Below are 22,325 nucleotides of genomic sequence, written 5' to 3' on the forward strand. Positions count from 1 at the left end.
GTCTTTCACTCAGGAGTTTTGTCAGGGTTGGCAGGGATCGCATTGTCCCCGCCGTGGGCCATCGCCCATTTTGCATTGGTTTTGATGCCACCCAGCGGGAAGAAGTGGACGGCTTCGATGTTAAAGTCGGGATTCGTTGCTTTGTAGTCGGCCAGTTGCGCGACCACGTCGTTTGGTTCGTAGGGCAACAGCAGTTTTGTCACGTCCATTGCGCGTTTTTGCAGCACCTTCAGGGACGGGCCGACGCCACAGGCAATCGCGAATTTGATCAGCGTTTGCAGTTTGGCAGGGCCCGCGATGCCGATGTGGATCGGGATTGTGATGCCCGCGTCCTTGAGCGCATCGGCCCAAGCAATGATCGGGTCCGCCTCGAACGCGAATTGCGTGGCCAGCGCCATATCGGCATCTGTTGTGTCGTTGAATTTCTGTTTCCAGCGCAAGGCGTCCATGACGTTTGCGTCTGATCCGTCCGGATCGATGTCTTTGTTACCTTCGGGGTGGCCAGCGACGTGCAGCCGTTTGAAGCCAGCTTTGTCGAAGAGACCCGTTTCCAGCAATTGCATCGACGAATCAAAATCCCCGTGCGGGGTTGCGACACCGCCAGCGAGCAATAGGGCTTGGTCGACGCCTGCTTCGCCTTGGTAGCGTGCGATCCAATCGCCGAGCGTTGCTTGGTCCTTGATGATCCGCGCCGGAAAATGCGGCATGACGTTATAGCCGTCCGCAGACAGGCGTTTGGCCGTCGCGACCATGTCTTCAATCGGTGTCCCTTCGATATGGGCGATGTAGACGCGGGTTTCAGTCGGCAGGAGGCTTTGGAAATCGACGATTTTCTCTGCCGTGCGCGGCATGACCTCTATCGAGTAATCCTTGAGAAAGGCTGTGACGTTGTCAGACACTGGGGCAGGGTCTTCGGATTTCTTGCGGAAGTTCAGCAGGGCCATCACAGCCTCCTTTACAGAAAAAGACAGGGCCCTACGCCCAGCCATCGTTTGCAATCAGGGTTTTGATCCGCTCTTGGTCGTATTCAGCTTCGATTTTTGCGACAGTTGCTGCTGCCGCTTCTTCGTCACTGCCGTCCACCGGAATGGGGGCGGCTTTGCGGAACCCTTCAAGGTAGGCATCAGATTCTGCGGCACCCGATTTCATCGCGGCCCGATCAATTGCTTGTTCAAAGCGTTCTGGCAAAGGCAACTTCACACCCCGACGCCCACGGCCCACTAGAACCTGAGCTGGCATGTCGCGCCAATAAACGATGATCACATCTGCCATCACGGCCTCCCTTTTTGCTATCTGTAACAGCACTTTTGTCCGTCCATCGCCTGATATCGACATGATTGTAACAATGGCGACTTCATTTTTATGCCGATGCTTGTTGGCAAACACCACAGGCCCGCGCGCCCGTATTCTTCACTATGTTCATGTGTCGCGTTCATGAAAGCGTGACTGTATCGCATGCAAGGCTTGCGCGGCGCGCCGTCCAGACATAGCTTGGGGGTAACTTAGAAATGGAGGGCGTGTCAGATGGCGCCCAAGCGTCCCAACGGTGCGGGCGCGTTTCCCAAAGCGGTCGATACCCCCGCGCCAATATCGCCTGATCCGGCGCAGCTTTATGCTGCCTTGGATTTGGGCACAAATAGCTGTCGCATGTTGATTGCCCAACCGAAGGGCAGTCAGTTTCATGTAGTCGATAGCTTTACGAAGTCTGTGCAATTGGGCCAAGGGCTTGAAAGCACGGGGAAACTGTCGCGGACGTCCATGAACAGGACGATTTCCGCGATGCGTGTGTGCAAGCAAAAGCTGGATCGCCATGGTGTGAAACGGATGCGACTTGTCGCAACCGAAGCCTGTAGGCGTGCCAAGAACGGGCATAGTTTTGTGGCCCAAGTCAGTCGTGAGACGGGTCTGAAGCTTGAGATCATCAAGCCTGAGGAAGAAGCGCGTCTTGCGGTGATTTCTTGCGCGCCCTTGGTCAGCACTAAAACAGAGCAACTGTTGGTCGTTGATATCGGCGGCGGGTCGACTGAACTCGTTTGGATTGACCTGACCAATGTGCCGAAACGCGAACGCCCGCATGCGATTATGCGGCTGCACGCGGGGTTTAAATCGGATCCCGGTCCGTTTGCGGCCGCGAAAGTTGTCGATTGGATTTCTGTGCCTTTGGGCGTGGCGACGCTGCGCGATCAATTTGCCGATGTGGAAGATGATGCGGCGCGTTTTGCGTTAATGTCGTGGTTCTTTGAGGAAAACCTTGAAGATTTTTCGCCTTATTCCGCCGCGCAAGCACGCGAAGGGTTCCAGATTGTTGGCACCAGCGGGACCGTAACGACCGTGGCCGCCAGTCATTTGGGATTGAAACGCTACGACCGCACGAAGGTCGACGGGTTGCGCATGACATCGGATCAGATTGACAAAGTGATCCGCAATTACCTGAGCCTTGGTCCAAACGGACGGCGCAGTGATCCGCGGATTGGTAAGGACCGGCAGGCGCTGATTATGTCAGGCTCTGCGATTTTGCAGGCCTTGATGCGGTTGTGGCCGACGGATCGGTTATCGGTGGCGGATCGCGGATTGCGTGAAGGGTTGTTATACCAGCAAATGTCCGCAGATGGTGTGTTGGAAGACGCGCCGTTTTAGGGTAGGGCAATTTTTCTAGAAAAATTGCGGCCTGTCGGCGGCGAATTGTTTAGGACAGATGAGATGGCGAAGACACCAACAAAGAACTCTAGCGGCCGTGGCCAGCGTGATCTGACCGTAAAGGTCAAATCAGCCCGTGGTCGGTCGCAAAGTTCAACGCGGTGGTTGCAGCGTCAGTTGAACGATCCTTACGTCGTGCGGGCCAAGAAAGACGGTTATCGCGGGCGGGCGGCCTATAAGATTTTGGAATTGAACGAGAAGTTCCAGTTCTTAGTGCCGGGTGCGCGGATTGTTGATTTAGGCTGTGCGCCTGGTGGTTGGATTCAGGTCGCTGTGCCACGGATCAACGCCTTGGGCGATCGGAAATCCAAAGCGGTTGGCACAGTGTTGGGCATTGATTTGCAGGAAGTCGAACCCATTCCGGGTGCAGAAATCCATCAGCTCGATTTTCTTGAGGATGATGCGGACAAGAAGGTCATGGAATGGCTTGGTGGACAGGCGGATGTTGTGATGTCGGATATGGCCGCGTCGTCATCGGGCCACAAGCAGACCGACCATTTGCGGATCATCGCGTTGTGCGAAGCGGCTGCTTATTTCTCTTTCGATGTTCTGGTGGAAGGCGGTACCTTTATTGCCAAGACTTTGGCTGGTGGTGCGGAAGGCGATCTGCAGAAGTTGTTGAAGAACCGCTTCACCAAAGTTGCAAACGTGAAACCGCCATCATCCCGCCAAGACAGTTCGGAAAAGTTCGTCGTCGCGACTGGTTTCAAAGGCTAGGCCAGATGCACCTTGGTGCCCCAGTCCGATAGTGCGTTTGCGAGCCGTTCGGACGGGATGCCATCGGTCACGAAATCATCAACGTCCTGCAGTGATCCAATTTTGACGGGCGCTTTGCGTGTGAATTTGGCTTTGTCGGATAGGACCATGGTTTTACGCGCGGCCCCGATGATGGCCTGAGATACGCGCACTTCTTCAGGGTCGAAGTCCAGCAGGTCGCCGTCCAGATCAATGGCTGATGCGCCAATCACTGCGATGTCCACTTTGAACCGTGCGATAGCGAGTGCTGCGAGGTCACCAACAAGACCGCCATCGGACGGGCGTAGAACACCGCCTGCCACGACGACTTCGCAATCGCGGGTGTGGGCCAAGATATTAGCGACGTTGAGATTATTGGTCACGACTTTCAGATTGCGGTGATGGTGTAAGGCGCGGGCAAGGGCTTCGGTTGTTGTCCCGATGTTGAGGAACAGCGACGCGTTGTCCGGTATCAGACGCGCGGCTTTCGCAGCGATCCGTGCCTTGGCGTCTCGGTTCAGCGCACGACGGTCGTCGTACCCGATGTTGCGCGTGCCGGACGGTAGAACCGCGCCGCCGTGCACCCGTTCCAGCAGGCCCGCTTGCGCGAGTTCACGCAGATCGCGTCGGATTGTTTGCACTGCGACGTCGAAGTGGGCGGCGAGCTGGGTGGCGCTGACTTTGCCTTTGTCGCGGGCGCGGGTCAGGATGGCGGTGTGGCGGGTTTCGGTATCCATGTGTTCGGTTTTTAGTCAAAACGAACATGATTGACCAGATATATCCACTGAGGCGCAGTTCGCTTTGCAATGATGGAACATTCTATCGCGTCAGTCGTTGCGTCTGGCAGGTGGGTTGTTATCGATCCGCAAACAGATTTGGACGAAGCACATGAACACAGATTTCGATATTTTCATCATCGGTGGCGGCATCAACGGTGTGGGCGTTGCCCGTGACGCGCAGGGCCGTGGATTGCAGGTTGGACTGGCCGAGATGAACGATCTTGGTGGGGCCACGTCGTCTGCATCGACGAAGCTGTTTCATGGCGGTCTGCGCTATCTGGAATTTTTCGAATTCGGATTGGTCAAGAAAGCGTTGATCGAACGCGAGGTTTTGCTGAAAGCAATGCCGCATATTTCATGGCCGATGCGGTTTGTGCTGCCGTACCACAAAGATATGCGGTTCGAAGGCGACACGCCGACGTCCAAGCTGCTGACGTTGTTCATGCCGTGGATGAAGGGGCGCAGACCTGCGTGGCTGATCCGTTTGGGTTTGTTCATGTATGACAACCTTGGTGGACGCGAGATTTTACCGGGAACAGAAACGCTTGATCTGACGACCGGGCCTGAGGGTGCGCCGCTAAAAGAAAAGTTCGAACGCGCCTATGAGTATTCCGATTGCTGGATCGAAGATTCGCGGTTGGTTGTGTTGAACGCACGCGACGCCGAAGAACGCGGCGCGAAGATTATGACCCGCACAAAGGTGGTTTCTGCGCAGCGGCAGGATGATCACTGGGTGATTGATCTGGACCATGATGGCGCTGTTCATCAGGTGACGGCAAGGTCATTGGTCAACGCGGGTGGCCCATGGGTCGAGGACGTCATCAAAGGTGTCGTGCGGTTGAATGCGACCGAAGGTGTGCGGCTGGTCCGTGGATCACATATCGTGACCAAGCGTTTGTTCGATCACGACAAATCATATTTCTTCCAAGGCGAAGACGGGCGGATTATCTTTGCGATCCCGTACGAGACCGACTTTACCTTGATCGGCACAACAGACGCCGAACATACGGACGTCAGCGCGAAACCTGTCGCGACGGATGAAGAACAAGACTACCTTGTCGCTTTCGCAAACCAGTACTTCAAACAGGACATTTCGCGCGACGATGTGGTCTGGACCTATTCAGGCGTGCGTCCATTGTACGACGACGGGGCGAAGTCTGCGACGGCTGCGACCCGCGACTACGTTCTGACGGTGAACGACGACGGAGCCCCATTGTTGAATATCTTTGGCGGTAAGATCACAACTTACCGTAAGCTGGCCGAACAGGTCATGGCCAAGATGATCCCATTTGTCGGCGGATCGGACGACTGGACGGCTGGTGTTGCGTTGCCTGGTGGTGACTTTAAGGTCGCTGATCGCGATGCCTTGGTTGCGACCCTGAAGGCTGATTATCCTTTCTTGTCAGACTTCTGGGCGCTGCGGTTGATCCGTGCGTATGGCACCGATGCGGCGGACATGCTGGGCGATGCTACAACACAGGCTGATCTTGGCGAAGATTTTGGTGCGACGCTGACGGCGCGTGAGGTGAATTACCTGATGCGTTACGAGTACGCGCGGTCCGCCGAAGATATCGTATGGCGGCGCAGCAAATTGGGTCTGCGTTTGACGTCAGATCAGATTGCAGCCATCGACACCTATATCCAAAGGGCTGTCGGCACTGCTTGAGCATTGCTGCCAAGCCGTTAAGATCACAAGAAATTCGGGGGGACAACATGACCTATATTCTGGCCATTGATCAGGGCACGACATCGAGCCGTGGCATTGTTTTTGATAAAAACATGGGGGTTGTGGCCTCTGATCAGCTTGAATTCACGCAGCATTTTCCGCAATCGGGCTGGGTTGAACATGAGGTCGCGGATCTGTGGGCGACGACTGTGTCCACCGCCAAAGGTGCAATATCAAAGGCTGGCATAGCTGCTGCTGATGTGGCTGCGATTGGCATCACGAACCAGCGCGAAACCGTTGTTGTTTGGGACAAAGCAACAGGCGAGGCTATTCATAACGCCATCGTTTGGCAGGATCGCCGTACGGCAGAGCTTTGCCGTGAATTGAAAGCGGACGGATTCGAGGATGAAGTGACCGAAAAGACCGGTCTGCTGCTCGACCCTTATTTTTCGAGCACGAAGCTGAAATGGATTCTCGACAATGTTGATGGTGCGCGTGCGCGTGCCGAGGCGGGCGAACTGCTGTTCGGGACCGTCGATAGTTACTTGATCTGGATGTTCACCAAAGGCGCGCGGCATGTGACCGATGCGACCAATGCGGCCCGTACGATGCTGTATAACATCCGTGATGGCGCATGGGACGAAAGCATTTGTGCGCGGCTTGGCGTTCCGATGCAGATGCTGCCAGAAGTGCTTGATTGCGCTGCTGATTTTGGTGTGACGGATGCGTCTATCTTGGGTGCTGAGGTGCCGATTTTGGGTGTCGCGGGTGATCAGCAGGCCGCGACCATCGGGCAGGCCTGTTTTGAACCGGGGATGTTGAAATCGACATACGGCACGGGTTGTTTTGCGTTGCTGAACACCGGCGACACGTTGGTCCGCAGTCAGAAGCGGATGCTCGGTACAATTGCCTATCAGTTGGACGGCAAAACGACCTACGCGCTGGAAGGGTCGATCTTTATCGCAGGCGCTGTTGTGCAATGGCTGCGCGATGGGTTGGGCATCATTGAACATGCAAGCGAGACTCAAAGGCTGGCCGAAGATGCGGATGAAACGCAGGAACTGTATCTTGTTCCTGCCTTTACCGGTCTTGGTGCGCCGCATTGGGACGCTGATGCGCGCGGGGCGATTTACGGTCTGACGCGTGGGTCAGGTCCTGCGGAATTCGCGAAAGCGGCTTTGGAAAGTGTTGGCTATCAGACCCGCGATCTGCTGGATGCGATGAAAAGCGATTGGCCGGATGCCGCAGATGCGGGTGTGTTGCGCGTTGATGGCGGGATGAGCGCGTCTGACTGGTCGATGCAGTTCCTGTCCGACATCATCGGTGCGCCCGTGGATCGGCCAAAGGTTTTGGAAACAACCGCGCTTGGCGTGGCTTGGCTGGCGGGGATGCGAGCAGGGGTCTACCCTGATCAGGCAGGTTTTGCTGCAAATTGGGCGTTGGACCAGCGGTTCGATCCGCAAATGGACGAAGACAGCCGCAGCCGTCGCTATGCCGGCTGGCAGGACGCGATTGAACGGACGTTGTCGCGTTAATCAGGACTGTCCCTGATCCCAAACAGAAAATTCAAAGGCGCGGCGGTCACGCAGTCGCGCCTCGACATCCTGTGAAATTGTCAGCGCCATTGGTGGTGAGACGTTCTTGCGGTTGAGTTTTATCTCGTCTTTTTTGAGCCGTTGTTTCAGGAAATCGATGGCTCTGGGCATCGCTTCGTATTTGTAGAGGTGGTTCACGCCGACGGATTTATCGCCTAACGTCAGGAACTTGGCCTGTGATCCGACGTTCGCGAAGGATGCGGGCTGTCCTTTGCAGTATTCCACCACGAAATCGTCGAAGCTAATGTCGCGGGTCGAATTTTCTGTTCCGATGATTTCGTCGCGCGCGCGGTAGCGATACCAACTGCCAAGCCAGTCAATCGGATTGCGGACCATGGCGAAGGTTTCCATGTCATCTTGGCCGCCGCCTTGGGCAAAAAGCGGCTGAAGGAATCGTTTGTAGCGGTAAACTGGCGAGTGTTTCAGCTGCGGCGGATCACGCAGGACCATGGACGCGCGCGGGGCCAATGCCCCTTCGATCGCTGTGGTGCCGGTTTTGGGTACGGCAAGGAAGACAAGTTTTTCAGCCCAGAAAACAAGCATTTGGGGTCCGTTTGTGATGTTCGATGCCGTTTATCGTAAGGCATAAATACTTAATTAACCACCAATAGCATTTCATAGTGTTCAAAGATTTTAGTTGAAATGTTCTGGTTTTGGTCTCATATGGTAAAGAGAACATAAAAAGAACAAAGCAGCGATTGTAGCCCGACAGGGCCTATGGAATAAGGGCGTAATTGACATGGCAACGGCAGAACTTCTGAAAATGACTGATAAGAAAACAGCGGACAAACAAAAGGCGTTGGATAGCGCTTTGGCGCAGATCGAACGTCAGTTTGGTAAAGGGTCAATCATGACCCTTGGTGGCGGCAACCAGATGCCGGATATTGAAGCGACGTCCACGGGATCGTTGGGTCTGGATATCGCGCTTGGCATTGGCGGTCTGCCGAAAGGCCGGATTGTTGAGATTTATGGTCCGGAATCATCGGGTAAGACGACCCTGACGCTGCACACCCTTGCGGAAGAGCAGAAAAAGGGCGGCGTTTGTGCCTTTGTTGACGCGGAACATGCGCTTGACCCAGGTTACGCGAAAAAGCTTGGCGTGAACCTGGATGAGCTGCTAATTTCGCAACCTGACACAGGTGAGCAGGCGCTAGAGATTGTGGATACGCTGGTGCGGTCCGGTGCGGTCAGCCTTGTGGTTGTCGATTCGGTGGCGGCATTGACGCCGAAATCCGAACTTGAAGGCGACATGGGTGACAGTTCTGTGGGTGTGCATGCACGTTTGATGTCGCAAGCGATGCGGAAGCTCACAGGGTCGATCAACCGTTCTGGCTGTATGGTGATTTTCATCAACCAGATCCGGATGAAAATCGGCGTTATGTTTGGTTCACCTGAGACGACAACCGGTGGTAACGCGTTGAAATTTTACGCGTCTGTCCGTCTGGATATCCGCCGCATTGGTGCGATCAAAGACCGTGACGAAGTCGTGGGTAACGCAACCCGCGTGAAGGTTGTGAAGAACAAGGTCGCCCCGCCATTCAAACAGGTCGAGTTTGATATCATGTACGGTGAAGGCATTTCCAAGATGGGCGAATTGCTTGATTTGGGCGTGAAAGCTGGTGTTGTTGAAAAATCTGGTGCGTGGTTCTCTTATGGGGACGAACGGATCGGGCAGGGGCGTGAGAATTCAAAAACCTTCCTGCGCGAAAACAGCCACATCGCGATTGAGATCGAAGACAAGATTCGCGCCGCACATGGTTTGGATTTTGACGGAGATGACATGCCATCGGGTGATGACGACCTCGTCGAGATGTAAATCTTCCGAAAACTTAGCAAAGGGCGTCCCAGATGGGGCGCCCTTTTGCGTTGGCTGTGGACAGTTTGCAGGCCTGCGGGTATTTCACGAGATAACCTTATTTTCCTGCGAAAGACGCCCATGACCAGCCTGTCCGATATCCGCTCTACCTTCTTGGATTTTTATGCGCGTAATGGGCATGAAGTTGTGGCCTCTAGCCCGCTTGTTCCGCGCAATGATCCGACTTTGATGTTCACCAACTCTGGCATGGTTCAGTTCAAGAACCGGTTTACCGGTGTTGAACAGGGTCCGTATCAGCGTGCGACGACCAGCCAGAAATGTGTGCGCGCAGGCGGGAAACACAACGATCTGGATAACGTGGGTTACACGGCGCGGCACCATACGTTTTTTGAAATGCTGGGCAACTTCAGCTTTGGAGATTATTTTAAAAACGAAGCGATTCCATATGCTTGGGAATTGTTGACCAAAGATTTCGGGATCAACAAGGACAAACTGCTCGTCACTGTTTACCACACGGATGACGAAGCAGCGGACATCTGGAAAAAGGTCGGCGGTCTGTCCGATGACCGGATTATCCGCATTCCGACCGATGATAACTTTTGGCGGATGGGCCCGACTGGTCCTTGTGGCCCGTGTACCGAGATTTTCTATGATCACGGCGATCACATCTGGGGTGGTCCTCCGGGATCAGCGGAAGAAGACGGCGACCGGTTCATCGAGATTTGGAACGTCGTGTTCATGCAGAACGAACAGCATGCTGATGGCACAATGACTCCGCTGGACATGCAGTCGATTGATACGGGCATGGGCCTGGAACGGATCGGCGCGTTGCTGCAAGGCAAGCATGACAACTACGACACCGATTTGATGCGTGCGCTGATCGAGGCGTCCGCGCAGGCCACGTCCGTTGATCCGGATGGTGATGGCAACACGCACCACCGCGTGATTGCGGACCATTTGCGGTCCACGTCGTTCCTGATTGCCGAGGGTGTTCTACCGTCAAACGAAGGCCGTGGTTACGTGCTGCGCCGGATCATGCGCCGTGCGATGCGTCATGCGCATCTGTTGGGTGCGAAAGATCCTGTCATGCACAAACTGGTGCCTGAGCTGGTCAAACAGATGGGCGCTGCATACCCTGAATTGGGCCAAGGTCAGCGGTTGATCGAAGAAACATTGTTGAATGAAGAAATCCGGTTCAAGACGACGTTGGATCGTGGTCTGAAACTGCTCGACGATGAAGTGTCCAGCCTGTCCGAAGGCGCCGATTTGCCCGGTGCGGCGGCGTTCAAACTGTATGACACCTACGGCTTCCCGCTCGATCTGACTCAAGACGCGTTGCGCGAAAAGGGTCTGGGTGTGGATACCGATGGCTTTGATGCGGCGATGGCTGAACAGAAGGCCAAGGCGCGTGCGGCGTGGTCCGGCACGGGTGCGCAAGCTGATGCAAGCGTATGGTTTGATGTGGCGGACAGCCACGGCACGACTGATTTCTTGGGCTACGAAAACCTGTCTGCAGAAGGTCAGATCGTAGCACTGATCGTGGATGGCGCATCAGCTGATGCAGCGTCAGGCGACGTGCAAATCGCGTTGAACCAATCGCCATTCTACGCGGAATCCGGCGGTCAGGTCGGTGATGCGGGCATCATCAAAACGGAAACCGGCGTGGCGACAATCACGGACACTAAAAAGGTGGCGGGCGTGTTTATTCACATCGGCACCGTGACAGAGGGCGAAGTCAAATCTGGACAGGCCGCTGTTTTGGCCGTGGATGCAGATCGCCGTGCCGCGATCCAAGCGAACCACTCTGCGACGCATCTACTGAACGAAGCTTTGCGCAACGTTCTAGGCGATCACATCGCGCAGAAGGGATCGTTGAATGCGCCGGATCGTCTGCGGTTTGATTTCAGCCACAACAATGCGGTCAGTCTTGAAGACCTCGATAAAGTCGAACGCGAAGTGAACGCGATCATCCGTCAGAACGGCGTTGTTGAGACGCGGATCATGACGCCTGACGATGCACGCGGTCTTGGGGCGCAGGCGCTGTTTGGCGAAAAATACGGTGATGAAGTGCGTGTTGTGTCCATGGGGCAGCAAGATGGGTCTGGTAAGGGCACCGATGGTGCGACTTACAGTCTTGAGCTGTGTGGTGGTACGCATGTGGACCGGCTTGGTGAAATCGGCGCGTTTGTGACGTTGGGCGATAGCGCGTCGAGTGCGGGTGTGCGCCGGATCGAAGCGCTGACGGGGCAGGCGGCGTTGGATTATCTGCGCGCGCAGGACCAGCGGCTTGCGGCTGTGGCGAATGTGCTGAAAGCACCTGCGGCCGATGTCGCGGATCGCGTGAAGGCGTTGATGGATGAACGCAAAGCGCTGGCCAACGAAGTGGCGCAGTTGCGTCGCGATGTGGCAATGGGCGGTGGCGGTGATGCTGCACCTTCTGATGCGCAGGTGAACGGCATGGGCTTTATCGGTCAGGTGATGCAGGGCATCACGGGTAAAGACCTGCCGGGGCTGGTTGATCAAATGAAAGATCGCATTGGAAGCGGCGTTGTGCTGTTGATCGCCGACACGGGCGGCAAAGCGGCCGTCGCGGCTGGTGTGACCAAAGACCTGACCGACAAGGTATCGGCGGTAGACGTGCTGCGCGCGGCCGTGCCGCTGTTGGGCGGTAAAGGCGGCGGTGGTCGTCCTGATATGGCGCAGGGTGGCGGTGCATCTGCGGAGAACGCAGATGATGCAATTGCTGCCGCGAAAATTTACTTGGAGGGCCTGTGATGCCGACTGCACTTTGGATTGCGCATGTGACCGTAACGGACGAAGCGTCCTATGCCGAATATGCAAAACGGGCGACCGTGGCGATTGACGACTTTAAGGGCGAATTTCTGGCCCGTGGCGGGAAGTTCGAACAGTTGGAAGGCCCAGAACGGTCCCGCAACGTGGTCGCGCGTTTCCCAAGCCTGCAGGCGGCGCATGATTGCTACTATTCAGAGGCCTACCAACACGCGTTGAGCTTCGCCAAGGGGGCAAGCCAGCGTGAGTTGAGTATCGTTGAAGAGATTGGGTAGACTAAAACGTCTCGAAAAAAATCGGGACCGCCAAAGAAAAAGCCGCGCAGTGAGCGCGGCTTTTTTGTTTTATTCTGCTGAACGCGACTGGCGTTTGCGTTCGTGTGGATCGAGGTACCGTTTGCGCAACCGGATCGCGTTTGGTGTGACTTCGACCAATTCGTCGTCGTCGATGTACGCAATCGCTTGTTCCAGCGTCATGGTCACTGGTGTTGTCAAACGCACCGCTTCATCTGTACCGGAGGCCCGCACGTTGGTCAGCTGTTTGCCTTTGAGCGGGTTCACTTCCAGGTCGTTTTCACGGCTGTGTTCGCCAATGATCATGCCTTGGTAAACCGCTTCTTGTGCGCCGATGAAGAATTTGCCACGATCTTCGAGTTTCCACAGTGCGAAGGCCACGGATGTACCGTTCTCCATTGAGATCAGAACACCCTGACGACGACCCTGGATTTTGCCTTTGTAAGGTGCCCAGCCGTGGAACAGGCGGTTCAGGATGCCCGAGCCGCGTGTGTCTGTCAGGAATTCGCCGTGGTAGCCGATCAGGCCGCGCGATGGCACGTGGGCCACGATACGCGTTTTGCCAACGCCGGCTGGTTTCATCTCGACCAATTCGCCTTTGCGCGGGCCAGTCAGTTTTTCGACGACAACGCCAGTGTATTCGTCATCAACGTCGATTGTTGCTTCTTCGATAGGCTCGTTGCGCACGCCGTCGATGTCTTTGAAAATCACCTGTGGACGCGAGATGGACAGCTCGAACCCTTCGCGGCGCATGTTTTCGATCAACACGCCCATTTGCAATTCGCCACGACCGGAGACTTCGAAAGCGTCGCCTTTTTCGGTGTCAGCGATTTTAATCGCAACGTTTACTTCGCATTCTTTCTCAAGACGGTTGCGGATGACGCGGGATTGCACGTGCTTGCCGTCACGACCAGCCAGTGGGCTGTCGTTGATCCCGAAGGTCACTGTGATGGTTGGCGGATCGATCGGCTGGGCAGGGATCGCTTCGTTGATTTCCGGATCACACAGGGTGTCGGCAACCGTCGCTTTGGTCATGCCAGCCACTGTGACGATGTCGCCCGCTTCGGCCACGTCAATAGGCTGCTGCATCAGGCCACGGAACGCGAGGATCTTAGACGCGCGGAATTGTTCGATTTTTGTGCCGTCACGGGACAGCGCTTTAACCGTGTCGCCTGCTTTCAATGTACCTGCTTCGACGCGACCTGTCAGAATACGACCGATGAATGGGTCAGCGGACAGAGTTGTGGCGAGCATTTGGAATGGCTCGTCTTTGCGTGTGATTTGCTTTGGCATCGGGACGTGTTCAACGATCTGGTCGAACAGCGCGTCAAGGTTTTCGCGTGGTCCGTCGAGTTCTTGGTCACACCAGCCAGCACGGCCAGATGCGAACATCGTTGGGAAGTCGAGCTGGTCGTCGTCTGCGTCAAGGTTGGCGAACAGGTCGAAGCAAAGATCGACTGCATTGTCTGGGTCGCCGTCTGCTTTGTCGACTTTGTTCACAACAACGATTGGGCGCAGGCCAAGGGCCAGTGCTTTCGCGGTTACGAATTTCGTCTGTGGCATTGGGCCTTCAGCCGCATCAACCAGCAGGACAACGCCGTCAACCATAGACAGGATGCGTTCTACTTCGCCGCCGAAGTCAGCGTGGCCCGGTGTATCAACGATGTTGATCCGTGTGCCTTTCCATTCAACGGACGTACATTTCGCAAGAATCGTGATCCCGCGTTCGCGTTCGATGTCATTGCTGTCCATCGCCCGTTCAACGGTGGCTTCGTTGTCGCGGTAAACACCGGATTGTTTCAGAAGTTCGTCAACAAGTGTCGTCTTGCCGTGGTCAACGTGCGCGATAATCGCGATATTGCGGATATCCATATCATGGTCTTTCATCGGGAGTTCAGTGCCAAACAGCACGGATTTGACGCGCGGATACAGGGCATCGCGTCTAAAGGGAACCCCTTTAAAATGCAGGCGTGTTATGCGCCCACGGGTCCGCTACGTTATTTAGTGCGTGCTGCTGTTCGAGAACAGGTGAATGACCAGAATGCCGGACAGGATCATGACGATGCCAAGAACGGCTGGTAGATCCAGTTTTTGGCCAAAAACCGCATATCCAATGGCCGCAATCAACACGATTCCAAGGCCGGACCAAACCGCGTAGAGAATGCCGACTGGCATCACCTTTAGCGCAAGTGACAACAAGTAGAACGCAGCCGCATAGCTGATCACACAGATCACGGATGGCAGAAGCCGTGTGAACTGTTGGCTGGATTGCAGCGCTGTTGTGCCGATTGTTTCAGCGGCAACAGCAAAGAAAAGGATGATGTAATGGTTTGGCATAGCCAGAACGCTAGCGACAGTTTCGCGGAGTTACAATCGGTCCAGATTCGATTTTTCCGATGGTGCCAGAAGCTGCGTTAAGGCTTCGATAATTGCGCCTTCACGGGTCGGTTTTTCGATGACGGGAACGTCGGGAAAAGTTGACCCGAATATGTCGCGATCAATCACACCCGTATGCCAAATGAACGGCGTGTTGTGTTTTTTCAGAATGTCGGCGACTGCATAGCTGTGCTTACCTTTGAGGTCCACATCCACGATCGCCGCGTCAAGCGAAGGATCGTCTGCCGCGTCAAGGGCAGCACTCAGAGACGCGGCAGGGCCAAGTAACGTGGCACCAGCCGCTTCAAGTTCCATCTTAAGATCAAGCGCCACGAAAATCTCATCTTCAATAATCAGGATGCGTTTCCCGATCAGGGTCTCTGAGGGCCGAATGTCTAAAGTGAATGTCATAATTTGGCTAGCTGCTTCAAAATTGGTGCGTGTGACCCTTGTTTGATCTATCGCGTCACACCCCAACGAAACTGAGACTGGATTTGTTCCATCTGGTGTGAAAAATTTACGAAGGTTTCTAGATTATGTACGCACCGCACGGTAGGGCGCACAAAAAGGGCCACGATACATTCCGTATCGTGGCCCTTTTTGCGACAATTTTTCGAACGCTTACATCGCAGCGTTCAGGTTCTGATCGATCTTCTCGAGGAACCCTTCGGTTGTCAGCCACGACTGATCAGGTCCGACCAGCAAAGCGAGATCTTTGGTCATGTGACCGGATTCGACCGTATCGACGATGACTTTCTCTAGCGTCTCTGCGAAATTCATCAGCTGCGTGTTTTCATCCAGCTTGGCGCGGTGTTTCAGGCCACCAGTCCATGCAAAGATCGACGCGATAGAGTTGGTGGACGTCGCTTTGCCTTCTTGGTGCTGGCGGTAGTGGCGTGTGACTGTGCCGTGGGCTGCTTCGGCTTCCATGATCTTGCCATCGGGTGTCAGCAGCGCGGATGTCATCAGGCCAAGTGACCCGAAGCCTTGGGCCACGGTATCGGACTGCACGTCGCCGTCGTAGTTTTTACAGGCCCAGACGAATTTACCGGACCATTTCATAGCGGATGCCACCATGTCGTCGATCAGCCGGTGCTGGTAATACAGGCCTGCGTCTTCGAATTTCTGGGCGAATTCGGCGTCGTAGATTTCTTGGAACAAGTCCTTAAAGCGACCATCATATGCTTTCAGGATCGTATTCTTTGTGGACAGGTAAACCGGCCAGCCAACGTTCAGACCATAGTTGAAGGACGCACGGGCAAAATCGCGGATCGAATCGTCGAGGTTATACATGCCCATCGCAACACCCGCGGAAGGGGCGTCGAAGACTTCTTTTTCGATGACGGTGCCATCTTCGCCCACGAATTTCATCGTCAGTTTGCCAGGGCCGGGCATCAGGAAGTCCGTAGCCTTGTACTGGTCACCAAAAGCGTGGCGACCAATGACGATCGGGTCAGTCCAACCGGGGACAAGGCGCGGCACGTTTTTACAGATGATAGGCGCACGGAAGACAACGCCGCCAAGGATGTTGCGGATCGTGCCGTTCGGGCTGCGCCACATTTGCTTCAGGCCAAATTCTTCGACCCGCTGTTCGTCTGGCGTAATGGTCGCACATTTCACGCCAACGCCATATTTCTTGATCGCTTCAGCCGCGTCGATAGTGATCTGATCGTTCGTTTCGTCCCGGACTTCCATGCCCAGATCGTAATATTTCAGATCAATATCGAGGTAGGGCAAAATCAACTTCTGCTTGATAAAGTCCCACATGATGCGAGTCATCTCATCGCCGTCGAGTTCAACAACGGGGTTTTCTACCTTGATCTTGGACATAGGTCTCTCCGGTAAGGTGATGTGTTTGATCATGCCTTAGCGCAATTGGAACGCGAGGGAAAGAGTGTATACCGTGGTATGCTGAATGGACCGTTTATATTTCTGCTGATTTTTTAAGACCTTGGCGACGCCGTCGCTGAAGGTATGCGCTTGCCGCAAGCGCAAGCCCGAGAAGCGCGCCTGATGCGGGCACCGGTACGGGGCTGGGGATCGGTCGGTCCGCGTTTGGCACGGATTGTCCTGCTGCGGGTGGAATCAGGTACGCTACTGTTTGCGGCGCTAAGCTGGCGCTGGTCGGCTCACCAAGTCCGCCCGGGATAAACGGGCGCAAACGTGACGATGTTGGCGTTCCAGTGTATTGGATAATGCGGGCGCGGTCGATGATCGGTTTCCAGAACCCGTCTGCTGTTCGTGGGCGCGACACCACAACTTCGCGGCGGCAGTGGTCAGCGTAGCGTGAATAATAGTCGTCCCATTCATCGTGAAAGCTGGCCAGAATCGGCTCTGTCCCGGTGATGTTCGATAATTCCCGCTTGGTCAGTGCGCGTGCGCATGGATCGGGCAGACAAGTACGGGGCAGGCGGGTCTTGCCTGAAAGCGAGAACGCAATCGCGGCGCCGCCATTTTCGTCATCTTCGAAATACACTGATGGAATGCAGCGATATCCTAGGGCGTCGATTTCCAAGATATCAGCAAGTTCGATGGGTCCGGCAATAGCGCGAGATGTGGGAAGCGCGCACAGCAACAGGCTGGCCGTTATGGCCAACAGCGCGTTCACCAGACGCAAAACCGTTGCTCGTTCACTCACGTCACAGACCTTTCAGGTCACCTTATGCGTCGTGTTAGAACAGTTAACTGTGGCTTAACGATGGAATTTGGGTCTGATAACGCACTGAAATCACGTGTTTTGTGGCGATAATTGGGCAGCTATTGAAGGCCAGAAAACCAAAGCCGCGACACAGTGTTGCGGCTATGATTTTGCTTGTGGGGTAGGTTGGTCAGTTCACGGCTTTGAAATAGTCCAGTTTCCAGTAGATCACCGAGAGGAAAATCAGGCTGATCACGTTCGGGATAAGTATCTGCGCGAGGCCGAGCTCTGCCTTGACCGTGACCAATGCGAAGATCCCGTTCAGAACGAATAGACCGATATAGAACGTCGCCCATTTCGGCCCCCAGTGCTTGCGCGTCCAAAGTGCGAAAAAGAAGATCGCGGGGCCAATGAAATCGAAAAACAGAACAACACACAGCGCGACTGTGCCGAAGACAAATGTTCCAAAGAAAGGCAGGCCATTCGCCATCAAGTTGGGCAGGTTCATGACGGACCCAATGGCCCATAAGGCCATGAAAACGGAAAGAATTTTCAGTGCCAACGGGATGGGTTTCCAGCCCGTCGGGCGTTCTGATCCGGCAGTCATGATGCTTGAGCCAGGATCGCGCCAAGCTTGTCGATTGCCTGAACCCAGCCACCTTCGCCTGCAGTGCCTGCTGGCACGCCAACGTGGACCATTGTCATCGTCGTTTTTCCGTTATCATCGCTGAGTTCGACGATCACTTCGGTGATGTCAGGATGGCCGGGGGGCATGCCCATCGCTTCGGCGGGAATGATCGTTCCGTTCTCGTCGCACATGCTTTCTGTGTAGACGAGACGGGTCGGGCTGTTCACCTCTTTATAGACGCCCGTAAACCACATGGTCATCGTGCGATCGGGCATTTGCATTTCCATGCAAATCTTGCGGGTCCCGCCTACAACTACGTCCATTTCGGCCACAGGAATCGTCATACCGTTGGGTCCGTACCATTTCTGAAACATCGCGGGGTCGGTCCACATTTGCCAAACGGTCTCAATCGGTGCGTCAAATTCGCGTTGGATTTTCACCCAGTCTTGTTGATCACTCATCGGGGTTTTCCTTTATTGATTGAAGAATGTCGTCCATCGCGTCGAACCGTGCTTCCCAAATAGGACGGTACTGATCTGTCCAAGACGCCACCGCCTGAAGCGGTCCGGTGTTCAGCGTGCAGGGGCGAAATTGCGCGTCGCGTCCGCGTGTGACCAGCCCTGCGGTTTCGAGGACACGGATATGTTTGGAAATGGCAGGCAGGCTCATGTCGTAGGGTTCTGCTAAGGTGTTCACGGTCGCGGGGCCGCGAGCGAGTTGCGCCAAAATTGCGCGTCGGGTCGGATTTGCAAGGGCGGCAAATGCCGCATCAAGTTGATCAGGCGATGTCATTCCACCTTGATAAACTGTATGGTTAATTAAGCAAGTGGTTTATTAATAGACGTGAAGTATTGCTGTACGCCTAAGGCGCGTCAGGTACATTCGTCACAATAAGTTGGGGAAAGGTGGTAGGCCCGGCAGGACTTGAACCCGCAACCAAAGCGTTATGAGCGCTCTGCTCTAACCAGTTGAGCTACAGGCCCCCTGCAGCTTGAGGTATCAGACTCGCCCGATGCGTCAAGGTCGAAAAATCACTCTGAAGCGGGATGCCGAAAACTTGGTGAAGAACAGCGATCATTTCCATCTCTTTATCGGTGATGATGTTGGGGTCGCCGTCGAGATCGGCGAGCGCCACAATGTCAGCTGCTGTTCTGATTTCGATCACAGGTTCTTCTGTTTGGCCTGGCGCCGCGTGCGACGTGGCCGCCCAGAAAAACGGGATGAAAAATGCGGATGCATAGACGAAGCGGGCGAGGGGCTTGAGATGTGTCATGTGTGCATGAACACCTAAAGAGATGAATAGTTCCTTAACCGCGAAAAAAACCTTTCAAACATTTGCGCCGCACGCGTTGTTGGGCTATCGCAGCGTCAAATCCTTGGGGGACATGATATGACCGACAAAACTGGCCTGACTTATGCGGACGCGGGCGTCGATATCGACGCGGGCAATACTTTGGTGGAGCGCATCAAACCTGCAGCGAAACGCACGAAGCGTAGCGGTGTGATGGCGGGTTTGGGCGGCTTTGGTGCTTTGTTCGATCTCAAGGATGCGGGTTACGTTGATCCGGTTTTGGTCGCTGCGACTGACGGTGTTGGTACCAAACTGCGGATCGCGATTGATACGGGCAATGTGGACACGATCGGGATCGATCTGGTGGCCATGTGTGTCAACGATCTGGTCTGCCAAGGCGCTGAGCCATTGTTCTTCCTTGATTATTTCGCGACGGGTAAGCTGGAACTGGATGCGGCTACACGGATCATCAACGGAATTGCTGCTGGTTGTGAAGCCTCTGGCTGTGCGCTGATCGGTGGTGAAACGGCGGAAATGCCTGGGATGTACCATGACGGTGATTTTGACCTTGCGGGCTTTGCAGTCGGTGCGATGGAACGCGGTCATGATCTGCCGCGCGGTGTGGCTGAGGGTGATGTACTGCTTGGCCTCGCGTCGGATGGTGTTCATTCCAACGGTTATTCACTGGTGCGCCGTATCGTTGAGAAAAGCGGGCTGGCGTGGTCAGATGCTTGCCCTTGGGCAGATGGTACGCTGGGCGAGGCTTTGTTGGCCCCTACACGTCTATACGTGAAATCGACGTTGGCTGCTGTGAAAGAGGGCTCCGTGCGCGGGTTGGCCCATATCACAGGTGGTGGTTTGACCGAGAACCTACCGCGTGTGCTGCCAGAAGGTTTGGGCGCTGACATTGATCTGGGTGCATGGGAACTGCCTGCTGTATTCAAATGGTTGGCGGCAGAGGGCGGCATGGCTGAGGCCGAGTTGCTGAAGACGTTCAATTCCGGTCTTGGCATGGTCGTGATTTGCCCAGCTGATCAGGTTGAAACTGCGATGGCCACATTGACCGCAGCCGGTGAAACCGTATCGCAGATCGGCACCGTAACGGCGGGCGAGGGCGTGCGCTACACTGGATCGCTGCTGTGACAAAACGGGTCGCGATCCTGATTTCGGGGGGCGGCTCTAACATGGTGTCGCTGGCCCGCGCGATGACGGGTGACTATCCAGCGCGCCCTTGTTTGGTTCTGTCGAATGTGCCTGATGCAGGCGGTCTGGCTAAGGCTGCTGACATGGGAATTCCGACGGCTGTTGTGGATCATCGCGACTTTAAGGGTGATCGGCACGGTTTTGAAAAAGAACTGCAAATAGCGCTTGAGGCGGCTGATCCAGATATCATCTGTCTTGCCGGTTTTATGCGCATCCTGACGCCTGAATTCACGGCGCAGTGGGCGGGTAAGATGCTGAACATTCATCCGTCGCTCCTGCCGAAATACAAAGGGCTGCACACACATGCCCGCGCGTTAGAGGCAGGTGATACGGTGCATGGTTGTTCGGTGCATGAAGTGAACGGTGAACTCGACGGGGGCCTAGTGCTTGGACAGGCGCGTGTGCCCGTATCAGCGAATGATACGCCTGACGATCTGGCGGCGCGGGTTTTGCCGATGGAACATCAGCTTTATCCTGCTGTTTTGGAGCGGTTTGCGCAGGGTGACCTTACGCCAATCCAACTTGGTGAGGCTTGACCTTTTCAACCCTTCCGTGATCGCCTATCATAAACCACCCAGACTTGGGCGGCATAAAAAGACGGACAAAAAAGAGAACAGCCCACATGAAGACAATCACGACGACTGACGATCTTGCGGCATTCTGTAAAGAGGCTGCAAAACGCGCCTATGTGACTGTCGATACTGAGTTTTTGCGTGAACGCACGTATTATTCAAAACTGTGTTTGGTCCAGCTTGCCTATCAGGATGATGCTGGCAGTGACGCGGTTTTGGTTGACCCGTTGGCGGGTGATCTGTCGCTCGCGCCGCTTTACGATCTGTTCCGCGATCATGGCGTTGTGAAAGTATTCCACGCTGCGCGTCAGGATCTCGAAATTTTCTACGTCGACGAAGGTGTTATTCCGGAGCCGTTGTTTGACACTCAAGTGGCCGCGATGGTTTGTGGGTTCGGTGAACAAGTGGGTTACGAGACGCTTGTCCGTAAGATCGCCAAGTCTGATCTGGATAAATCGTCACGTTTCACCGACTGGTCGCGTCGTCCTTTGACGGATGCACAGGCAAAATACGCGGTCGCTGATGTGACGCATTTGCGGGATATTTACGAATTCCTGTCCGCACAATTGGCCAAATCAGGCCGTGCGAAATGGGTTCAAGAAGAGCTGGGTGTGTTGCAGGACCCGGCGACCTACGAGGCGCATCCGGATGATGCGTGGAAGCGTGTGAAAACGCGGAATAATTCGGGGCGCTTTCTTGGCATCGTGCGCGAACTCGCGCGGTTCCGTGAAGCTTATGCGCAGGAGCGCAACATCCCGCGCAGCCGTGTTTACAAAGACGATGCATTGGTTGAACTCGCATCGACGAAACCGCAATCAGAACAGGATCTTGGCCGGTCCCGCCTATTGCTGCGCGATGCCCGTAAGGGCGATATTGCCCAAGGTATTCTGGACGCTGTAAAAGCGGGCCTTGCGCTGTCGAATGATGAATTGCCGAAGGCGGACACTAGCCGCACGAAGCTGCAGGTGAACCCTGCGATTGCGGATATGCTGCGCGTGTTGCTCAAGTCGAAATCCGAAGGCGAAGGTGTCGCACCCAAACTGATTGCAACGTCATCGGACCTTGATGCTTTGGCGGCAGGGCAGCGCGACATGATCGCGTTGCGCGGCTGGCGCAAAGAAGTGTTCGGGAATGACGCGTTGTTGCTATGTGAAGGCAAGATCGGCCTGAAAGTGGACGGTCAAAAAGTTGTGCCTGTGATGCTGTGATCCCAAGGCTGGACGTTTGCCCGTTCGGCCCCTAGATC

The 22,325-nt window shown here is 55.1% G+C and carries 23 protein-coding genes and 1 tRNA gene; 10 read left to right on the plus strand and 14 right to left on the minus strand.

Annotated features, from left to right (window positions below; all coding sequences use genetic code 11):
- Positions 1-5: 5 nt before the first annotated feature.
- Entirely contained in the window at positions 6-944 is a 939-nt protein-coding gene (locus AC0L7R_RS08475; RefSeq protein ID WP_473660279.1) for a methylenetetrahydrofolate reductase, read from the minus strand.
- Between the two features lie 31 nt (positions 945-975).
- Complete coding sequence (locus tag AC0L7R_RS08480; RefSeq protein ID WP_247128865.1) at positions 976-1,272, minus strand: virulence factor; 297 nt, start codon at positions 1,270-1,272, stop codon at positions 976-978.
- A 252-nt stretch (positions 1,273-1,524) separates the two neighbouring features.
- Between AC0L7R_RS08480 and AC0L7R_RS08485 the strand changes: the two genes are divergently transcribed.
- Positions 1,525-2,637, plus strand: coding sequence for a Ppx/GppA phosphatase family protein (locus AC0L7R_RS08485; protein ID WP_247128864.1), 1,113 nt, complete (start codon positions 1,525-1,527; stop codon positions 2,635-2,637).
- Positions 2,638-2,700: 63 nt separating this feature from the next.
- Entirely contained in the window at positions 2,701-3,414 is a 714-nt protein-coding gene (locus tag AC0L7R_RS08490) for an RlmE family RNA methyltransferase (RefSeq protein ID WP_247128863.1), read from the plus strand.
- On the opposite strand, the gene AC0L7R_RS08495 is transcribed toward AC0L7R_RS08490, so the two are convergent.
- On the minus strand, positions 3,411-4,169 hold the full coding sequence (locus AC0L7R_RS08495) for a DeoR/GlpR family DNA-binding transcription regulator (RefSeq protein ID WP_348107328.1): 759 nt from the start codon (positions 4,167-4,169) through the stop codon (positions 3,411-3,413). The two genes, AC0L7R_RS08490 and AC0L7R_RS08495, sit on opposite strands and share 4 nt — an antisense overlap.
- A 151-nt stretch (positions 4,170-4,320) precedes the next feature.
- On the opposite strand from AC0L7R_RS08495, the gene glpD reads away from it, so the two are divergent.
- Positions 4,321-5,877, plus strand: coding sequence for a glycerol-3-phosphate dehydrogenase (glpD, locus tag AC0L7R_RS08500; protein WP_473660282.1), 1,557 nt, complete (start codon positions 4,321-4,323; stop codon positions 5,875-5,877).
- A 47-nt stretch (positions 5,878-5,924) separates the two neighbouring features.
- Positions 5,925-7,412 (plus strand): glycerol kinase GlpK, encoded by a 1,488-nt coding sequence (gene glpK / locus AC0L7R_RS08505; RefSeq protein ID WP_473660284.1) that lies wholly within the window; start codon positions 5,925-5,927, stop codon positions 7,410-7,412.
- Here glpK and AC0L7R_RS08510 read toward each other — a convergent pair whose 3' ends face one another.
- The gene (locus AC0L7R_RS08510; RefSeq protein ID WP_473660286.1) at positions 7,413-8,015 is read right to left on the minus strand and encodes a sulfotransferase family protein; all 603 of its coding nucleotides are present in this window, start codon (positions 8,013-8,015) and stop codon (positions 7,413-7,415) included.
- A 196-nt stretch (positions 8,016-8,211) separates the two neighbouring features.
- On the opposite strand from AC0L7R_RS08510, the gene recA reads away from it, so the two are divergent.
- From recA to AC0L7R_RS08525, 3 genes are all read left to right on the plus strand, one after another.
- Complete coding sequence (recA, locus tag AC0L7R_RS08515; RefSeq protein ID WP_281502111.1) at positions 8,212-9,288, plus strand: recombinase RecA; 1,077 nt, start codon at positions 8,212-8,214, stop codon at positions 9,286-9,288.
- A 120-nt stretch (positions 9,289-9,408) separates the two neighbouring features.
- On the plus strand, positions 9,409-12,063 hold the full coding sequence (gene alaS, locus AC0L7R_RS08520) for an alanine--tRNA ligase (protein WP_473660288.1): 2,655 nt from the start codon (positions 9,409-9,411) through the stop codon (positions 12,061-12,063).
- Positions 12,063-12,353 carry a DUF1330 domain-containing protein gene (locus tag AC0L7R_RS08525; protein WP_473660290.1) on the plus strand — a complete coding sequence of 97 codons (291 nt, stop codon included), beginning with the start codon at positions 12,063-12,065 and terminating at the stop codon, positions 12,351-12,353. The genes alaS and AC0L7R_RS08525 overlap by 1 nt, the downstream gene beginning before the upstream one ends.
- Before the next feature lie 69 nt (positions 12,354-12,422).
- On the opposite strand, the gene typA is transcribed toward AC0L7R_RS08525, so the two are convergent.
- The 10 genes from typA to AC0L7R_RS08575 all read right to left on the minus strand — a co-directional run bounded on the left by typA (position 12,423) and on the right by AC0L7R_RS08575 (position 19,286).
- Positions 12,423-14,243: a translational GTPase TypA gene (gene typA / locus AC0L7R_RS08530; RefSeq protein WP_348107345.1), complete on the minus strand. Its 1,821-nt coding sequence runs from the start codon at positions 14,241-14,243 to the stop codon at positions 12,423-12,425.
- A gap of 129 nt (positions 14,244-14,372) precedes the next feature.
- The gene (locus AC0L7R_RS08535) at positions 14,373-14,708 is read right to left on the minus strand and encodes an SMR family transporter (protein WP_473660292.1); all 336 of its coding nucleotides are present in this window, start codon (positions 14,706-14,708) and stop codon (positions 14,373-14,375) included.
- A 30-nt stretch (positions 14,709-14,738) separates the two neighbouring features.
- Positions 14,739-15,158 carry a response regulator gene (locus AC0L7R_RS08540; RefSeq protein ID WP_473660294.1) on the minus strand — a complete coding sequence of 140 codons (420 nt, stop codon included), beginning with the start codon at positions 15,156-15,158 and terminating at the stop codon, positions 14,739-14,741.
- A gap of 210 nt (positions 15,159-15,368) precedes the next feature.
- The gene (locus tag AC0L7R_RS08545) at positions 15,369-16,577 is read right to left on the minus strand and encodes an NADP-dependent isocitrate dehydrogenase (RefSeq protein ID WP_247128853.1); all 1,209 of its coding nucleotides are present in this window, start codon (positions 16,575-16,577) and stop codon (positions 15,369-15,371) included.
- Positions 16,578-16,671: 94 nt separating this feature from the next.
- Entirely contained in the window at positions 16,672-17,385 is a 714-nt protein-coding gene (locus AC0L7R_RS08550; RefSeq protein WP_473660296.1) for a hypothetical protein, read from the minus strand.
- Between the two features lie 190 nt (positions 17,386-17,575).
- Entirely contained in the window at positions 17,576-17,992 is a 417-nt protein-coding gene (locus AC0L7R_RS08555) for a hypothetical protein (RefSeq protein ID WP_473660298.1), read from the minus strand.
- A complete protein-coding gene (locus tag AC0L7R_RS08560; protein ID WP_473660300.1) occupies positions 17,989-18,474 on the minus strand; it encodes an SRPBCC domain-containing protein in 486 nt (161 codons plus the stop codon). Before AC0L7R_RS08560 ends, AC0L7R_RS08555 begins: the two co-directional genes overlap by 4 nt.
- Positions 18,467-18,805 carry a metalloregulator ArsR/SmtB family transcription factor gene (locus AC0L7R_RS08565; RefSeq protein WP_473660302.1) on the minus strand — a complete coding sequence of 113 codons (339 nt, stop codon included), beginning with the start codon at positions 18,803-18,805 and terminating at the stop codon, positions 18,467-18,469. The genes AC0L7R_RS08560 and AC0L7R_RS08565 overlap by 8 nt, the downstream gene beginning before the upstream one ends.
- 114 nt (positions 18,806-18,919) lie before the next feature.
- A tRNA-Ile gene (locus tag AC0L7R_RS08570) sits at positions 18,920-18,996 on the minus strand.
- Positions 18,987-19,286 carry a hypothetical protein gene (locus AC0L7R_RS08575; RefSeq protein WP_473660304.1) on the minus strand — a complete coding sequence of 100 codons (300 nt, stop codon included), beginning with the start codon at positions 19,284-19,286 and terminating at the stop codon, positions 18,987-18,989. Before AC0L7R_RS08575 ends, AC0L7R_RS08570 begins: the two co-directional genes overlap by 10 nt.
- A 117-nt stretch (positions 19,287-19,403) precedes the next feature.
- On the opposite strand from AC0L7R_RS08575, the gene purM reads away from it, so the two are divergent.
- The 3 genes from purM to rnd all read left to right on the plus strand — a co-directional run bounded on the left by purM (position 19,404) and on the right by rnd (position 22,287).
- Complete coding sequence (purM, locus tag AC0L7R_RS08580; RefSeq protein WP_473660306.1) at positions 19,404-20,447, plus strand: phosphoribosylformylglycinamidine cyclo-ligase; 1,044 nt, start codon at positions 19,404-19,406, stop codon at positions 20,445-20,447.
- Positions 20,444-21,043 (plus strand): phosphoribosylglycinamide formyltransferase, encoded by a 600-nt coding sequence (gene purN, locus AC0L7R_RS08585; protein ID WP_473660308.1) that lies wholly within the window; start codon positions 20,444-20,446, stop codon positions 21,041-21,043. The genes purM and purN overlap by 4 nt, the downstream gene beginning before the upstream one ends.
- 86 nt (positions 21,044-21,129) lie before the next feature.
- Positions 21,130-22,287 (plus strand): ribonuclease D, encoded by a 1,158-nt coding sequence (gene rnd / locus AC0L7R_RS08590; protein WP_473660310.1) that lies wholly within the window; start codon positions 21,130-21,132, stop codon positions 22,285-22,287.
- Positions 22,288-22,325: the final 38 nt, after the last annotated feature.

Source organism: Yoonia sp. D2-7 (assembly GCF_055809435.1).

Coding starts and splice junctions, on each gene's coding strand:
- AC0L7R_RS08475 (WP_473660279.1), bottom strand. CDS start 944: ATGGCCCTGCTGAACTTCCGCAAGAAATCCGAAGACCCTGCCCCAGTG.
- AC0L7R_RS08480 (WP_247128865.1), bottom strand. CDS start 1,272: ATGGCAGATGTGATCATCGTTTATTGGCGCGACATGCCAGCTCAGGTT.
- AC0L7R_RS08485 (WP_247128864.1), top strand. CDS start 1,525: ATGGCGCCCAAGCGTCCCAACGGTGCGGGCGCGTTTCCCAAAGCGGTC.
- AC0L7R_RS08490 (WP_247128863.1), top strand. CDS start 2,701: ATGGCGAAGACACCAACAAAGAACTCTAGCGGCCGTGGCCAGCGTGAT.
- AC0L7R_RS08495 (WP_348107328.1), bottom strand. CDS start 4,169: ATGGATACCGAAACCCGCCACACCGCCATCCTGACCCGCGCCCGCGAC.
- glpD (WP_473660282.1), top strand. CDS start 4,321: ATGAACACAGATTTCGATATTTTCATCATCGGTGGCGGCATCAACGGT.
- glpK (WP_473660284.1), top strand. CDS start 5,925: ATGACCTATATTCTGGCCATTGATCAGGGCACGACATCGAGCCGTGGC.
- AC0L7R_RS08510 (WP_473660286.1), bottom strand. CDS start 8,015: ATGCTTGTTTTCTGGGCTGAAAAACTTGTCTTCCTTGCCGTACCCAAA.
- recA (WP_281502111.1), top strand. CDS start 8,212: ATGGCAACGGCAGAACTTCTGAAAATGACTGATAAGAAAACAGCGGAC.
- alaS (WP_473660288.1), top strand. CDS start 9,409: ATGACCAGCCTGTCCGATATCCGCTCTACCTTCTTGGATTTTTATGCG.
- AC0L7R_RS08525 (WP_473660290.1), top strand. CDS start 12,063: ATGCCGACTGCACTTTGGATTGCGCATGTGACCGTAACGGACGAAGCG.
- typA (WP_348107345.1), bottom strand. CDS start 14,243: ATGGATATCCGCAATATCGCGATTATCGCGCACGTTGACCACGGCAAG.
- AC0L7R_RS08535 (WP_473660292.1), bottom strand. CDS start 14,708: ATGCCAAACCATTACATCATCCTTTTCTTTGCTGTTGCCGCTGAAACA.
- AC0L7R_RS08540 (WP_473660294.1), bottom strand. CDS start 15,158: ATGACATTCACTTTAGACATTCGGCCCTCAGAGACCCTGATCGGGAAA.
- AC0L7R_RS08545 (WP_247128853.1), bottom strand. CDS start 16,577: ATGTCCAAGATCAAGGTAGAAAACCCCGTTGTTGAACTCGACGGCGAT.
- AC0L7R_RS08555 (WP_473660298.1), bottom strand. CDS start 17,992: ATGACTGCCGGATCAGAACGCCCGACGGGCTGGAAACCCATCCCGTTG.
- AC0L7R_RS08560 (WP_473660300.1), bottom strand. CDS start 18,474: ATGAGTGATCAACAAGACTGGGTGAAAATCCAACGCGAATTTGACGCA.
- AC0L7R_RS08565 (WP_473660302.1), bottom strand. CDS start 18,805: ATGACATCGCCTGATCAACTTGATGCGGCATTTGCCGCCCTTGCAAAT.
- AC0L7R_RS08575 (WP_473660304.1), bottom strand. CDS start 19,286: ATGACACATCTCAAGCCCCTCGCCCGCTTCGTCTATGCATCCGCATTT.
- purM (WP_473660306.1), top strand. CDS start 19,404: ATGACCGACAAAACTGGCCTGACTTATGCGGACGCGGGCGTCGATATC.
- rnd (WP_473660310.1), top strand. CDS start 21,130: ATGAAGACAATCACGACGACTGACGATCTTGCGGCATTCTGTAAAGAG.